This window comes from Streptomyces sp. NPDC049954, assembly GCF_040656295.1.
In the GTDB taxonomy this organism is placed as follows: domain Bacteria; phylum Actinomycetota; class Actinomycetes; order Streptomycetales; family Streptomycetaceae; genus Streptomyces.
This window is the reverse complement of the sequence record NZ_JBFALS010000007.1, coordinates 328497-340711: the sequence shown is the minus strand read 5'-3', so window position 1 is coordinate 340711 and position 12215 is coordinate 328497. Positions and strand designations below refer to the sequence as shown.

At 66.9% G+C, this 12215-nt stretch carries 22 protein-coding genes; all 22 read right to left on the bottom strand.

Annotated elements, in window-relative coordinates; translation table 11 throughout:
• Positions 1–182: 182 nt before the first annotated feature.
• The 22 genes from map to rplD all read right to left on the bottom strand — a co-directional run bounded on the left by map (position 183) and on the right by rplD (position 12209).
• The gene (map, locus tag AB0J21_RS18575) at positions 183–1019 is read right to left on the bottom strand and encodes a type I methionyl aminopeptidase (protein ID WP_363147053.1); all 837 of its coding nucleotides are present in this window, start codon (positions 1017–1019) and stop codon (positions 183–185) included.
• Between the two features lie 173 nt (positions 1020–1192).
• Positions 1193–1840 carry an adenylate kinase gene (locus AB0J21_RS18570; RefSeq protein ID WP_363147052.1) on the bottom strand — a complete coding sequence of 216 codons (648 nt, stop codon included), beginning with the start codon at positions 1838–1840 and terminating at the stop codon, positions 1193–1195.
• Entirely contained in the window at positions 1840–3153 is a 1314-nt protein-coding gene (gene secY / locus AB0J21_RS18565; RefSeq protein ID WP_363147051.1) for a preprotein translocase subunit SecY, read from the bottom strand. Before secY ends, AB0J21_RS18570 begins: the two co-directional genes overlap by 1 nt.
• Before the next feature lie 232 nt (positions 3154–3385).
• Entirely contained in the window at positions 3386–3841 is a 456-nt protein-coding gene (gene rplO, locus AB0J21_RS18560) for a 50S ribosomal protein L15 (protein ID WP_363147050.1), read from the bottom strand.
• 1 nt (position 3842) lies between these two features.
• On the bottom strand, positions 3843–4025 hold the full coding sequence (rpmD, locus tag AB0J21_RS18555) for a 50S ribosomal protein L30 (protein ID WP_056701158.1): 183 nt from the start codon (positions 4023–4025) through the stop codon (positions 3843–3845).
• Positions 4025–4630, bottom strand: coding sequence for a 30S ribosomal protein S5 (rpsE, locus tag AB0J21_RS18550; RefSeq protein ID WP_363147049.1), 606 nt, complete (start codon positions 4628–4630; stop codon positions 4025–4027). Before rpsE ends, rpmD begins: the two co-directional genes overlap by 1 nt.
• A gap of 41 nt (positions 4631–4671) precedes the next feature.
• Positions 4672–5055: a 50S ribosomal protein L18 gene (gene rplR, locus AB0J21_RS18545; protein ID WP_363147048.1), complete on the bottom strand. Its 384-nt coding sequence runs from the start codon at positions 5053–5055 to the stop codon at positions 4672–4674.
• 3 nt (positions 5056–5058) lie between these two features.
• A complete protein-coding gene (gene rplF, locus AB0J21_RS18540) occupies positions 5059–5598 on the bottom strand; it encodes a 50S ribosomal protein L6 (protein ID WP_363147047.1) in 540 nt (179 codons plus the stop codon).
• A 20-nt stretch (positions 5599–5618) separates the two neighbouring features.
• Complete coding sequence (gene rpsH, locus AB0J21_RS18535) at positions 5619–6017, bottom strand: 30S ribosomal protein S8 (protein ID WP_363147046.1); 399 nt, start codon at positions 6015–6017, stop codon at positions 5619–5621.
• Between the two features lie 239 nt (positions 6018–6256).
• Complete coding sequence (locus tag AB0J21_RS18530) at positions 6257–6442, bottom strand: type Z 30S ribosomal protein S14 (protein ID WP_008747480.1); 186 nt, start codon at positions 6440–6442, stop codon at positions 6257–6259.
• A 3-nt stretch (positions 6443–6445) separates the two neighbouring features.
• Positions 6446–7003, bottom strand: a complete 558-nt coding sequence (gene rplE, locus AB0J21_RS18525; RefSeq protein ID WP_363147045.1) for a 50S ribosomal protein L5 — start codon at positions 7001–7003, stop codon at positions 6446–6448.
• Positions 7003–7326, bottom strand: a complete 324-nt coding sequence (gene rplX, locus AB0J21_RS18520) for a 50S ribosomal protein L24 (protein WP_363147044.1) — start codon at positions 7324–7326, stop codon at positions 7003–7005. Before rplX ends, rplE begins: the two co-directional genes overlap by 1 nt.
• Positions 7327–7328: 2 nt before the next feature.
• Positions 7329–7697 (bottom strand): 50S ribosomal protein L14, encoded by a 369-nt coding sequence (gene rplN / locus AB0J21_RS18515; RefSeq protein WP_003966950.1) that lies wholly within the window; start codon positions 7695–7697, stop codon positions 7329–7331.
• Between the two features lie 104 nt (positions 7698–7801).
• On the bottom strand, positions 7802–8092 hold the full coding sequence (gene rpsQ, locus AB0J21_RS18510; RefSeq protein ID WP_363147043.1) for a 30S ribosomal protein S17: 291 nt from the start codon (positions 8090–8092) through the stop codon (positions 7802–7804).
• A complete protein-coding gene (gene rpmC, locus AB0J21_RS18505; protein WP_363147042.1) occupies positions 8092–8316 on the bottom strand; it encodes a 50S ribosomal protein L29 in 225 nt (74 codons plus the stop codon). Before rpmC ends, rpsQ begins: the two co-directional genes overlap by 1 nt.
• Positions 8316–8735 (bottom strand): 50S ribosomal protein L16, encoded by a 420-nt coding sequence (rplP, locus tag AB0J21_RS18500; RefSeq protein WP_363147041.1) that lies wholly within the window; start codon positions 8733–8735, stop codon positions 8316–8318. Before rplP ends, rpmC begins: the two co-directional genes overlap by 1 nt.
• Positions 8736–8738: 3 nt before the next feature.
• The gene (rpsC, locus tag AB0J21_RS18495; protein WP_363147040.1) at positions 8739–9575 is read right to left on the bottom strand and encodes a 30S ribosomal protein S3; all 837 of its coding nucleotides are present in this window, start codon (positions 9573–9575) and stop codon (positions 8739–8741) included.
• Positions 9575–9922: a 50S ribosomal protein L22 gene (gene rplV, locus AB0J21_RS18490; RefSeq protein ID WP_363147233.1), complete on the bottom strand. Its 348-nt coding sequence runs from the start codon at positions 9920–9922 to the stop codon at positions 9575–9577. The genes rpsC and rplV overlap by 1 nt, the downstream gene beginning before the upstream one ends.
• Positions 9923–9965: 43 nt before the next feature.
• Entirely contained in the window at positions 9966–10247 is a 282-nt protein-coding gene (gene rpsS / locus AB0J21_RS18485; protein WP_363147039.1) for a 30S ribosomal protein S19, read from the bottom strand.
• Between the two features lie 12 nt (positions 10248–10259).
• Complete coding sequence (rplB, locus tag AB0J21_RS18480; RefSeq protein WP_363147038.1) at positions 10260–11096, bottom strand: 50S ribosomal protein L2; 837 nt, start codon at positions 11094–11096, stop codon at positions 10260–10262.
• Between the two features lie 40 nt (positions 11097–11136).
• Positions 11137–11556: a 50S ribosomal protein L23 gene (gene rplW, locus AB0J21_RS18475; protein WP_363147037.1), complete on the bottom strand. Its 420-nt coding sequence runs from the start codon at positions 11554–11556 to the stop codon at positions 11137–11139.
• Entirely contained in the window at positions 11556–12209 is a 654-nt protein-coding gene (gene rplD, locus AB0J21_RS18470) for a 50S ribosomal protein L4 (protein WP_363147036.1), read from the bottom strand. Before rplD ends, rplW begins: the two co-directional genes overlap by 1 nt.
• Positions 12210–12215: the final 6 nt, after the last annotated feature.

Here is a 12215-nt window from a genome sequence, read left to right as displayed (position 1 = left end):
CGAATCGACTACCTGGGTCGACCCTCGGTGAAACGGACATGCCGATACACGAGAGCCGACGAGTCAGTCTACGTCAGCCCCCGCAGAAACACGAATCGAGAAAGACTGCCCGTACGGGGCGTCCTCAACCGCCGGACGGGGTCAATTCTGGGCCCGTCCGGTACCTGAGGCATCTGGGATCTTCAGCCCAGCGGGTCCGGCGCGACATCGATCCCCATGGACCCGAGCTTGGCCTTGCCGCCGTCCACCGCGGTGAGGACGAAGGGCCCGGCCTCGGTCAGCGCCACACTGTGCTCCCAGTGCGAGGACCACGAGTGGTCGATCGTCTCGACGGTCCACTCGTCGTCGAGGACCTCCGTCTTCGGGGAGCCCAGCGAGACCATCGGCTCGATCGCGAGGCAGAACCCCGGCACGAGCTTGGGGCCGCGGCCGCGGCGCCGCTCGACGTAGTTCAGCAGGTGCGGGTCCATGTGCATGGCCGTGCCGATGCCGTGGCCGCCGTAGTCCTCGACGATCCCGTACTTCCCGCCGCCCGGCTTCGGCTGCCGGCGGATGTACGTCTCGATCGCGCGGGAGACGTCCACGAGCCGGTTGCCCAGCTTCATCGCGGCGATCCCGGCCCACATCGACTCCTCGGTGACCCGGGACAGCTCGACCAGCTCCGGGGCGTGACCGGTGCCGACGAAGGCGGTGAAGGCGGCGTCCCCGTGCCAGCCGTCCACGATGGCCCCGGCGTCGATCGAGATGAGGTCCCCGTCCTTCAGGACGGTCCTGTCGTCGGGGATGCCGTGCACCACGACGTCGTTCACCGAGGTGCAGATGGTCGCGGGGAAGCCCCCGTACCCGAGGAAGTTCGGCTTGGCGCCGTGCTCGGCGAGCACCTCGCGGGCCACGAGGTCGAGGTCCCGCGTGGTGGCCCCCGGCACCGCCGCCGCACTGGTGGCGCGGTGCACCGCGGCCACGACCAGCCCGGCCTCGCGCATCTTCGCGATCTGCTCCGGGGTCTTGATCTCCACCATGGGTCCGGCTTTCCTCACTGCGCGTACGGCCCGTACGGCTCCGACAGCGGTACGTGGCGGGCTCTGCGGCCCCCTCCTCGTACCCGTACACCAACAACACTACGGCCGCGACGCCCTGCGAGGCGCCGCGGCCGCTTCGACCGGTGGTACCGCCACGGAGGCGGTACGCCCGGTTACTTCTTGAGCGCCTCCAGGGCGCGTTCGGTGACCTCGCCCACCTTGCCGAGCGCCGAGATCGTCACGACCAGGCCCTGGGCCCGGTAGTGGTCGATGATCGGCTCGGTCTCCGTGTGGTAGACCTCCAGCCGCTTGCGGACGGTCTCCTCCTTGTCGTCCCCGCGCTGGTACAGCTCGCCGCCGCAGACGTCGCAGACGCCCTCGTGCTTCGGCTTGCTGTACTCGACGTGGAAGACGTGGCTGGAGTCGTTGCGGCAGATGCGGCGGCCCGCGATGCGCTTGACCACCTCGTCCTCGGGGACCTCCAGGTCCAGGACCGCGTCGAGCTTCTGGCCCTCGTCCTTCAGGAGCGCGTCGAGCGCCTCGGCCTGGAGGACGTTGCGGGGGAAGCCGTCCAGCAGGAAGCCGTTCCCGGCGTCCCCCTGGTCCATGCGGTCCTTGGCCATCCCGATGGTGACCTCGTCCGGCACCAGGTTCCCGGCGTCGATGAAGGACTTCGCCTGCTTGCCCAGCTCCGTGCCCTGGCTGATGTTGGCGCGGAAGAGGTCGCCCGTGGAGATGTGCGGGACCGACAGCTTCTTGGCGAGGAACGCGGCCTGCGTTCCCTTGCCCGCACCGGGCGGTCCGACGAGGACGATACGCATCAGCGGAGGAACCCTTCGTAGTTGCGCTGCTGGAGCTGGCTCTCGATCTGCTTCACGGTCTCCAGACCCACACCCACGATGATCAGGATGCTCGTCCCGCCGAACGGGAAGTTCTGGTTGGCCCCGAAGCCCGCCAGTGCCAGCGTCGGCACCAGTGCGATCAGCCCCAAGTACAGCGAGCCCGGCCAGGTGATCCGGTTGAGCACGTAACTCAGGTACTCAGCGGTCGGTCGGCCAGCCCGGATGCCCGGGATGAACCCACCATACTTCTTCATGTTGTCGGCGACTTCTTCGGGGTTGAAGGAGATGGCCACGTAGAAGAAGGCGAAGAACACGATCAGCAGGAAGTACAGCGTCACGTGCGGCCAGGCCGCGTTGTTGGCCAGGTTGTCCCGCACCCACACCGCCCAGCCGGCCTGCGAGTCGGTGAACTGCGCGACCAGCGCCGGGATGTACAGCAGCGAGGAGGCGAAGATGACCGGGATGACGCCCGCCTGGTTGACCTTGAGCGGGATGTAGGTCGAGGTCCCGCCGTAGGAGCGGCGGCCGATCATGCGCTTCGCGTACTGCACGGGGATGCGCCGCTGGGCCTGCTCGACGAAGACCACGAGGGCCACCATCACGAGCCCCACGAGGATCACGGTGCCGAACTCGATCCAGCCGCCGGCCAGGTCGCCCTGCTTCTTGATGGCCCACAGGGCGCCGGGGAAGCCGGCCGCGATCGAGATGAACATGAGGATCGACATGCCGTTGCCGATGCCGCGGTCGGTGATCAGCTCGCCGAGCCACATGACGGCGGCGGTGCCGGCGGTCATGGTGACGACCATGGTGACCGTGGTGAAGATCGACTGGTCCGGGACGATGTCCCCGGCGACGGAGCAGCCCTGGAAGATGGCGCCGCTGCGCGCGGTCGCGACGAGGCCGGTGCCCTGGAGGATCGCGAGGGCCACGGTCAGGTAGCGGGTGTACTGGGTGATCTTCGCCGTACCGGCCTGGCCCTCCTTCTTCAGGGCTTCGAGCCGCGGGATCACGACGGTCAGCAGCTGAAGGATGATGCTCGCCGTGATGTACGGCATGATCCCCAGCGCGAAGATGGTGATCTGGAGCAGGGCGCCGCCACTGAACATGTTGATCAGACCGAACAGACCGGAGTTGGTGTTGGCCTGGTCGATACAGGTCTGCACGTTCTTGTAGTTGACCCCCGGGATCGGTACGTGCGTACCGAGCCGGTAGATCACGATGATGCCCAGCGTGAAGAGCAGCTTCTTGCGCAGGTCGGGCGTCTTGAACGCTCGGGCGAACGCGGTGAGCACGGTGCCTCCTGCGACCCCCGCGCTACTGCGTCAAGGGTGACGGTCTTGAGGTTCGACGGAAACGGATACTGCTGTCAGGACAACCGCGTGAACTCACGAGAGGACACGCGGGCATAACAGTGCACGCCACCTTACCGGCGACGCCACCCCCCGGGAACGACCAACCGGGGATACCCCATAAGTGGGGTATCCCCGGTGGGATGTGTTCACGTCACGAGACAGCCCGAGGGACTCAGACCAGCTCGGTGACGGTGCCGCCAGCGGCGGCGATCTTGTCCTTGGCGGAGGTGGAGACCTTGTCGACCTTCACCGTCAGCGCCACGGAGATCTCGCCCTGGCCGAGCACCTTGACGAGGCTGTTCTTGCGGACAGCACCCTTGGCGACCAGGCCCTCGACGGTGACCTCGCCACCCTCCGGGTAGAGGGCTCCGAGCTTGTCGAGGTTCACGACCTGGAACTCGGTACGGAACGGGTTCTTGAAGCCCTTGAGCTTCGGGAGACGCATGTGGAGGGGCATCTGCCCGCCCTCGAAGCGCTCCGGAACCTGGTAGCGGGCCTTGGTGCCCTTGGTACCACGACCGGCGGTCTTACCCTTGGACGCCTCACCACGACCCACACGGGTCTTGGCGGTCTTGGCGCCCGGGGCGGGCCGGAGGTTGTGGACCTTCAGCGGGTTCTGCTCACCCATGTCAGTCGACCTCCTCGACCGTCACGAGGTGGCGGACGGTGTGCACCATGCCGCGGAACTCGGGACGATCCTCCTTGACAACCGTGTCGTGCAGGCGCTTGAGCCCGAGCGAACGCAGGGTGTCACGGTGGTTCTGCTTGCTGCCGATGTACGACTTCGTCTGCGTGATCTTGAGGCGAGCCATTACGCACCCGCCCCGGCACGCGCACGCAGCAGGGCAGCGGGGGCCACGTCCTCGAGGGGCAGACCGCGGCGGGCCGCGATCTCCTCGGGACGCTGGAGACCCTTGAGGGCCGCCACAGTCGCGTGAACGATGTTGATCGCGTTGTCGGAGCCCAGGGACTTCGACAGGATGTCGTGAACGCCGGCGCACTCCAGAACGGCACGCACCGGGCCACCGGCGATAACACCGGTACCGGGGGAAGCCGGCTTCAGGAGGACGACACCGGCGGCCTTCTCACCCTGGATCGGGTGAGGGATGGTGCCCTGGATGCGCGGGACCTTGAAGAAGTTCTTCTTCGCTTCCTCAACACCCTTGGCGATCGCGGCCGGCACCTCCTTGGCCTTGCCGTAACCGACACCGACGGTGCCGTCCGCGTCGCCCACCACGACCAGCGCGGTGAAGCTGAAGCGGCGACCACCCTTGACTACCTTGGCAACACGGTTGATCGCGACGACGCGCTCAACGTACGCGGTCTTCTCGGCGGCGGAAGCTCCGCCGTCACGGCCCTTCCGGTCCCGCCGCTCGCCGCCACCGGCACCGCTTCCGCGGCGCTGGGGTCCAGCCATTGGATATACCTCTCTCTGTTTCCGCTAGCTACGAACGGGACTCAGAACTTGAGTCCGGCCTCGCGGGCGGCGTCCGCGAGGGCAGCGATGCGCCCCGCGTACTTGTTGCCACCGCGGTCGAAGACGACAGTCTCGACGCCGGCCGCCTTGGCACGCTCGGCGACCAGGGCGCCGACCTGCTGGGCCTGCGCGCTCTTGTCGCCCTCGCCGCCGCGGATGGACGTGTCCAGGGTGGAGGCCGACGCCAGGGTGTGACCCTTGATGTCGTCGATCACCTGGGCGACCATGTGGCGGTTGGAACGCGTCACGACGAGGCGGGGACGCTCCTGCGTACCCGAGATCCTCTTGCGGACGCGGATGTGACGTCGCTTGATGGCAGCGGCCTTGTAGGCCGAGCCCTTCGCGATCTTCACGCCGTATGCCATGGCTTACTTACCCGCCTTTCCGACCTTGCGGCGGATGACTTCGCCCTCGTACTTGACACCCTTGGCCTTGTACGGGTCGGGCTTGCGCAGCTTGCGGATGTTGGCCGCAACCTCGCCGACCTTCTGCTTGTCGATGCCCTCGACCGAGAAGTGGGTCGGGTTCTCGACCTTGAACGTGATCCCCTCGGGGGCCTCGATCAGGATCGGGTGGCTGTAGCCCAGCGAGAACTCCAGGTTGGAGCCCTTCGCGAGGACGCGATAACCGACACCGCTGATTTCGAGCTTCTTGACGTATCCCTGGGTCACACCGGTGATCATGTTCGCCACCAGCGTGCGGGACAGGCCGTGCAGGGCCCTGTTCTGACGCTCGTCGTTGGGGCGGGTCACCGAGAGGGTGCCGTCCTCGCCCTTGGCGATGTCGATCGGAGCGGCGATCGTGTGCGAAAGGTTCCCCTTGGGGCCCTTCACCGCGACCTGGCGCCCGTCGATGGTGACGTCCACGCCGGCGGGAACCGGGATGGGGAGCTTGCCGATGCGCGACATATGCTTTCCTCCGTTCCCGACTACCAGACGTAGGCGAGGACTTCCCCACCTACGCCCTTCTTGCTGGCCTGCTGACCGGTGAGGAGACCGTGCGACGTGGAGATGACCGCCACGCCGAGGCCGCCGAGCACCTTCGGCAGATTGGTGGACTTCGCGTAGACCCGCAGGCCCGGCTTCGAGATCCGCTTGATGCCCGCGATGGAGCGCTCACGGTTCGGGCCGAACTTGAGCTCCAGGACGAGGTTCTTGCCGACCTCGGCGTCCTCGACCTTCCAGCCCGTGATGAAGCCCTCCTGCTGGAGGATCTCCGCGATGTGCGACTTGATCTTGCTGTGCGGCATAGCCACGGTGTCGTGGTACGCCGAGTTGGCGTTACGCAGACGCGTCAGCATGTCTGCGATCGGATCAGTCATGGTCATGAATTGGCCTTGGGCCTTTCTCGCCGGGGTTTCCTGTATGCGCCATCCCTCTCCCCGATCCGAGACGGGACGGGTGCGGCGCGGGGACCTACGGCGTAGTAAGCGTTGACTGCGGGCCTGACGCCCGCCAGTGGTCCAGGGCGGCGGGGGACCCAGCCCTCCAAGCCTAAGCCATGGAGGGGTGGGCTCCCGACGCCCCGATGCTTACCGAGAGGCTGGCGATTCCCTGAAAGCGGGAACTACCAGCTGCTCTTGGTCACGCCCGGCAGCTCGCCGCGGTGAGCCATCTCACGAAGGCACACACGGCACAGGCCGAACTTGCGGTAGACGGAGTGCGGACGCCCACAGCGCTGGCAGCGGGTGTACGCGCGCACGCCGAACTTCGGCTTGCGCTCCGACTTTGCGATAAGAGCCTTCTTCGCCACGGCTCACGCCTCCTTGAACGGGAAGCCGAGGTGACGGAGAAGCGCGCGGCCCTCGGCGTCGTTGGTCGCCGTGGTCACCACGGTGATGTCCATACCCCGGACGCGGTCGATCTTGTCCTGGTCGATCTCGTGGAACATGACCTGCTCCGTGAGACCGAAGGTGTAGTTGCCACGGCCGTCGAACTGCTTGGGGGACAGGCCGCGGAAGTCGCGGATGCGCGGAAGCGCCAGCGACAGGGTGCGGTCCAGGAACTCCCACATGCGGTCGCCACGGAGCGTGACGTGGGCGCCGATCGGCTGGCCCTCGCGCAGCTTGAACTGCGCGATGGACTTCCGGGCCTTGGTGACGGCCGGCTTCTGACCGGTGATCGTGGTGAGGTCGCGGATGGCGCCCTCGATCAGCTTGGAGTCGCGGGCGGCGTCGCCCACACCCATGTTGACCACGATCTTGACGAGGCCGGGGGTCTGCATGACGTTCTCGTACTTGAACTCGTCACGCAGCTTGCCCGCGATCTCCTCGCGGTACTTCTGCTTCAGGCGGGGGGCAGTGGTGGTCGTCATCAGATGTCCTCACCGGTCCGCTTGGCCACGCGGATCTTGCTGCCGTCCTCGGAGAGGCGGTAGCCGACGCGGGTGACGACCTTCTTGCCGTCCTTCTCCACGACCAGCTGCACGTTGCTCACGTGGACCGGGGCTTCGGTGGTGATGATGCCGCCGGCCTGCGAGGCCTGACCGGGCTGGTTGGCCTTGGTGTGCTTCTTGACCCGGTTGACACCCTCGACCAGGACGCGGTCCTCGCGGGGGAAGGCCGCGATGACCTTGCCCTGCTTGCCCTTGTCCTTACCGGTGATGACCTGGACCAGGTCGCCCTTCTTGATCTTCATGCTTACAGCACCTCCGGCGCGAGCGAGATGATCTTCATGAACTTCTTCTCGCGCAGCTCACGACCCACGGGGCCGAAGATACGGGTGCCGCGAGGGTCGCCGTCGTTCTTGAGAATGACGGCGGCGTTCTCGTCGAAGCGGATGTACGAGCCGTCCTGACGGCGACGCTCCTTGACGGTGCGAACGATGACGGCCTTGACGACGTCACCCTTCTTCACGTTGCCACCGGGGATCGCGTCCTTGACGGTGGCGACGATGACGTCGCCGATGCCCGCGTAGCGGCGACCGGAACCACCGAGAACACGGATGGTGAGAATTTCCTTCGCACCCGTGTTGTCGGCGACCCGCAGTCGCGACTCCTGCTGGATCACGTCTATCTCCTGATCGTCTGCCGGTTCCCCGGGGGCCTCGCAAGCGAGTGCCCCCGGAGCCTGGCGGAACTGTTCCGAGGAGGTGAAGTCCCCCTCGGAGGGGTTTACTTGGCCTTTTCGAGGATCTCGACGATGCGCCAGTTCTTGCCCGCGGACAGCGGACGCGTCTCCATCAGGAGGACGCGGTCGCCGGTGCCGGCCGAGTTCTGCTCGTCGTGAGCCTTCAGGCGGCGCGTACGGCGGATGACCTTGCCGTACAGCGCGTGCTTGACGCGGTCCTCGACGGCGACGACGACGGTCTTGTCCATCTTGTCGCTGACGACAAGGCCCTCACGGACCTTGCGGGAGCCGCGGGTGGCGGGGGTGGTCTCTTCAGTCACAGTGTTCTCGCTCATCAGGCGCTCTCCACCGTCTCGATGCCGAGCTCGCGCTCACGCATCAGGGTGTAGATCCGGGCGATGTCCTTACGGACGGAGTTGAGCCGCCCGTGGTTTTCGAGCTGCCCGGTCGCCGCCTGGAAGCGGAGGTTGAACAGCTCTTCCTTGGCCTCGGAGAGCTTGGCAACAAGCTCCTCGTTGCCCAGCTCGCGCAGCTCGGACGCCTTGGTACCGGCCGACATCACGACTCACCTGCCTCGCGCCGAACGATCCGGCACTTCATCGGGAGCTTGTGAGCAGCGCGGGTAAGCGCCTCACGAGCGATCTTCTCGTTCGGGTAGGAGAGCTCGAACATCACCCGTCCGGGCTTGACGTTCGCGATCCACCACTCCGGGGAACCCTTACCGGAACCCATGCGGGTCTCGGCGGGCTTCTTGGTCAGCGGGCGGTCCGGGTAGATGTTGATCCAGACCTTGCCGCCACGCTTGATGTGGCGGGTCATCGCGATACGAGCCGCCTCGATCTGGCGGTTGGTGACGTACGCCGGAGTCAGGGCCTGAATGCCGTACTCGCCGAACGTGACCTCAGTACCACCCTTGGCCATACCGCTGCGCTTGGGGTGGTGCTGCTTGCGGTGCTTGACCCTGCGGGGGATCAGCATTGGTCAGCCCTCCGTTCCGGTGCTCTCAGCCGGAGCGGCAGCGGCGGAAGCCTCGGCCTTGGGGGCCTCGGCTGCCGGCGCGGACTGCTGCGGCTTACGACCGCGACCGCCACGCTCGCCACCACGGCCACCACCACGGGCCGGGCGGTCGTTGCCGCCACGGGCCGGACGGTTGCCGGCACGGGCCGCTGCGTTCTCGGCGCGAACCTCGGCGATGTTCTTGACGTCGCCCTTGTAGATCCAGACCTTCACACCGATGCGGCCGAAGGTCGTCTTGGCCTCGAAGAAGCCGTAGTCGACGTTCGCACGGAGCGTGTGCAGGGGCACACGGCCCTCGCGGTAGAACTCCGAGCGGGACATCTCGGCGCCGCCGAGGCGGCCACCGCACTGGATCTTGATGCCCTTGGCGCCGGCCTTCATCGTCGACTGCATGCTCTTGCGCATGGCGCGACGGAAGGAGACGCGGGAGGACAGCTGCTCGGCCACGGCCTGCGCGACCAGCTGAGCGTCCACCTCGGGGTTCTTGACCTCAAGGATGTTCAGCTGGACCTGCTTGCCGGTGAGCTTCTCCAGCTCGCCGCGGATACGGTCGGCCTCCGCGCCGCGACGGCCGATGACGATGCCCGGCCGGGCGGTGTGGATGTCGACGCGGACGCGGTCACGGGTGCGCTCGATCTCGACCTTCGAGATGCCGGCCCGCTCCATGCCCTTCGTCATCATCCGGCGGATGGCGACGTCTTCCTTGACGTAGTCCTTGTACAGCTTGTCGGCGTACCACCGGGACTTGAAGTCGGTGGTGATGCCGAGCCGGAACCCGTGCGGGTTTACCTTCTGGCCCATTACCGGGTTCCTTCCTTGGCGCTGACGACCACGGTGATGTGGCTGGTCCGCTTGCGAATCCGGTAGGCACGCCCCTGGGCACGCGGACGGAAACGCTTCAGAGTCGGGCCCTCATCGACGTACGCCTCGCTGATGACCAGCGAAGAGGAGTCGGTGTGGTCGTAGTTGTGCGCGGCGTTGGCGATGGCGCTGTCCAGCACCTTGCCGACGGGCACGCTCGCGGCCTGCGGGGCGAAGCGCAGGACCGCCTGGGCCTCCGTGGCGTCCATGCCACGGATGAGGTCCACCACCCGGCGGGCCTTCATGGGCGTGACGCGGATGTACCGCGCCTGGGCCCTGGCTTCCATGGTTGTCCCTTCAGTGTCTGTCATTGGTCAATCCACCCCGCGCTTAGCGGCGCTTCGACTTCCGGTCGTCCTTGATGTGGCCCCGGAAGGTGCGCGTCGGCGAGAACTCGCCGAGCTTGTGGCCGACCATGGACTCGGTGACAAACACCGGGATGTGGGTCTTGCCGTTGTGCACCGCGATGGTGTGTCCGAGCATCGCCGGGATGATCATCGAGCGGCGGGACCAGGTCTTGATGACGTTCTTGGTGCCGGCCTCGTTCTGTACGTCCACCTTCTTGATGAGGTGGTCGTCGACGAAGGGCCCCTTCTTGAGACTGCGCGGCATCTAAACCCGCTCCTAGCGCTTCTTGTTCGTCTTGCGGCGGCGGACGATGTACTTGCTGCTCGCCTTCTTGGGAGAGCGCGTACGACCCTCCTTCTGACCCCAGGGGCTGACCGGGTGGCGACCACCGGAGGTCTTGCCCTCACCACCACCGTGGGGGTGGTCAACCGGGTTCATCGCGACACCGCGGACGGTCGGGCGGACGCCCTTCCAGCGCATACGGCCGGCCTTGCCCCAGTTGATGTTCGACTGCTCGGCGTTGCCGACCTCACCGATGGTGGCGCGGCAGCGCGCGTCCACCATGCGGATCTCGCCGGACGGCATACGCAGGGTCGCCATGGCGCCCTCACGTGCCAGCAGCTGCACGGAGGCACCCGCGGAGCGGGCGAACTTCGCGCCGCCGCCGGGCCGCAGCTCGATGGCGTGGACGGTCGTACCGACCGGGATGTGGCGGAGCGGGAGGTTGCTGCCCGGCTTGATGTCGGCGCCCGGGCCGTTCTCGACCCGGTCACCCTGCACGAGACCGCGCGGCGCGAGGATGTAGCGCTTCTCGCCGTCGGCGTAGTGCAGCAGCGCGATGCGCGCGGTGCGGTTGGGGTCGTACTCGATGTGCGCGACCTTCGCCGGCACGCCGTCCTTGTCGTGACGACGGAAGTCGATCACTCGGTAGGCGCGCTTGTGTCCGCCACCCTGGTGGCGAACGGTCACACGACCGGCGTTGTTACGGCCGCCCTTGCTGTGCAGAGGGCGGACCAGCGACTTCTCCGGCGTGGACCGCGTGACCTCGACGAAGTCGGCGACGCTGGAGCCACGACGGCCCGGAGTCGTCGGCTTGTACTTGCGGATACCCATTCTTAAGTCCTCGTCCGATATCGGACGATCCGGACCTCCGTCAGGAGGTCGGACCGCCGAAGATGTCGATACGGTCGCCCTCGGCGAGGGTCACGATCGCGCGCTTGCTGTCGGCACGCTTGCCGAAGCCCGTGCGGGTCCGCTTGCGCTTGCCCTGGCGGTTGATCGTGTTGACCCCGGTGACCTTGACCTCGAAGACCGCCTGGACGGCCTGCTTGATCTGGGTCTTGTTGGCACGCGTGTCGACGACGAAGGTGTACTTGCCCTCGTCGAGCAGCGCGTAGCTCTTCTCGGAGACGACCGGGCGGATGAGAACGTCACGGGGGTCCGTGAAGCTCTTGCTCAGCGGCGTCTCAACGGTGTTCTTGCCCTCGGTGGCGTGGCGCTTCGCCTTGGCGAGGCGCGCGGCCTTGGCGGCCTTGGCCGCCTTGGGGGCGATGCTCGGGTGACGCGTAGCCATCAGGCTTCGCTCCCTTCGGTGTCAGTGGCCTTGCTCGGGCCGGACACGAAGGACTCGAAGGCGGCCTGGGTGAAGACCACGTCGTCCGAGACGAGAACGTCGTACGTGTTCAGCTGGCCCGGCTCCAGGAGGTGCACCTGGGGCAGGTTGCGGGCGGACAGCCACGCGGCCTCGTCGGCACGCTCGACGATCAGGAGCACGTTCTTGCGCTCGCTGATCTTGCCGAGCAGGCTCTTCGCGGCCTTCGTGGAGGCAGCGCCCTCGACCACGCCGGAGACGACGTGGATGCGCTCGTTGCGGGCCCGGTCGGTGAGGGCTCCGCGCAGGGCGGCGGCCTTCATCTTCTTGGGCGTCCGCTGCGAGTAGTCGCGCGGCACGGGGCCGTGGACGACGCCACCGCCGGCGAACTGCGGAGCGCGGGTCGAGCCCTGACGGGCGCGGCCGGTGCCCTTCTGGCGGTACGGCTTGCGGCCACCGCCGCGGACCTCGCCACGGGTCTTCGTCTTGTGCGTGCCCTGGCGGGCAGCGGCCAGCTGAGCGACAACGACCTGGTGGATCAGCGGAATGCTGATCTTCGCGTCGAAGATCTCCGAGGGGAGTTCGACGGTCCCGGCCTTGTCGCCCGCGGGCGAAAGGATGTCAACGGTGCTCATTGTTAC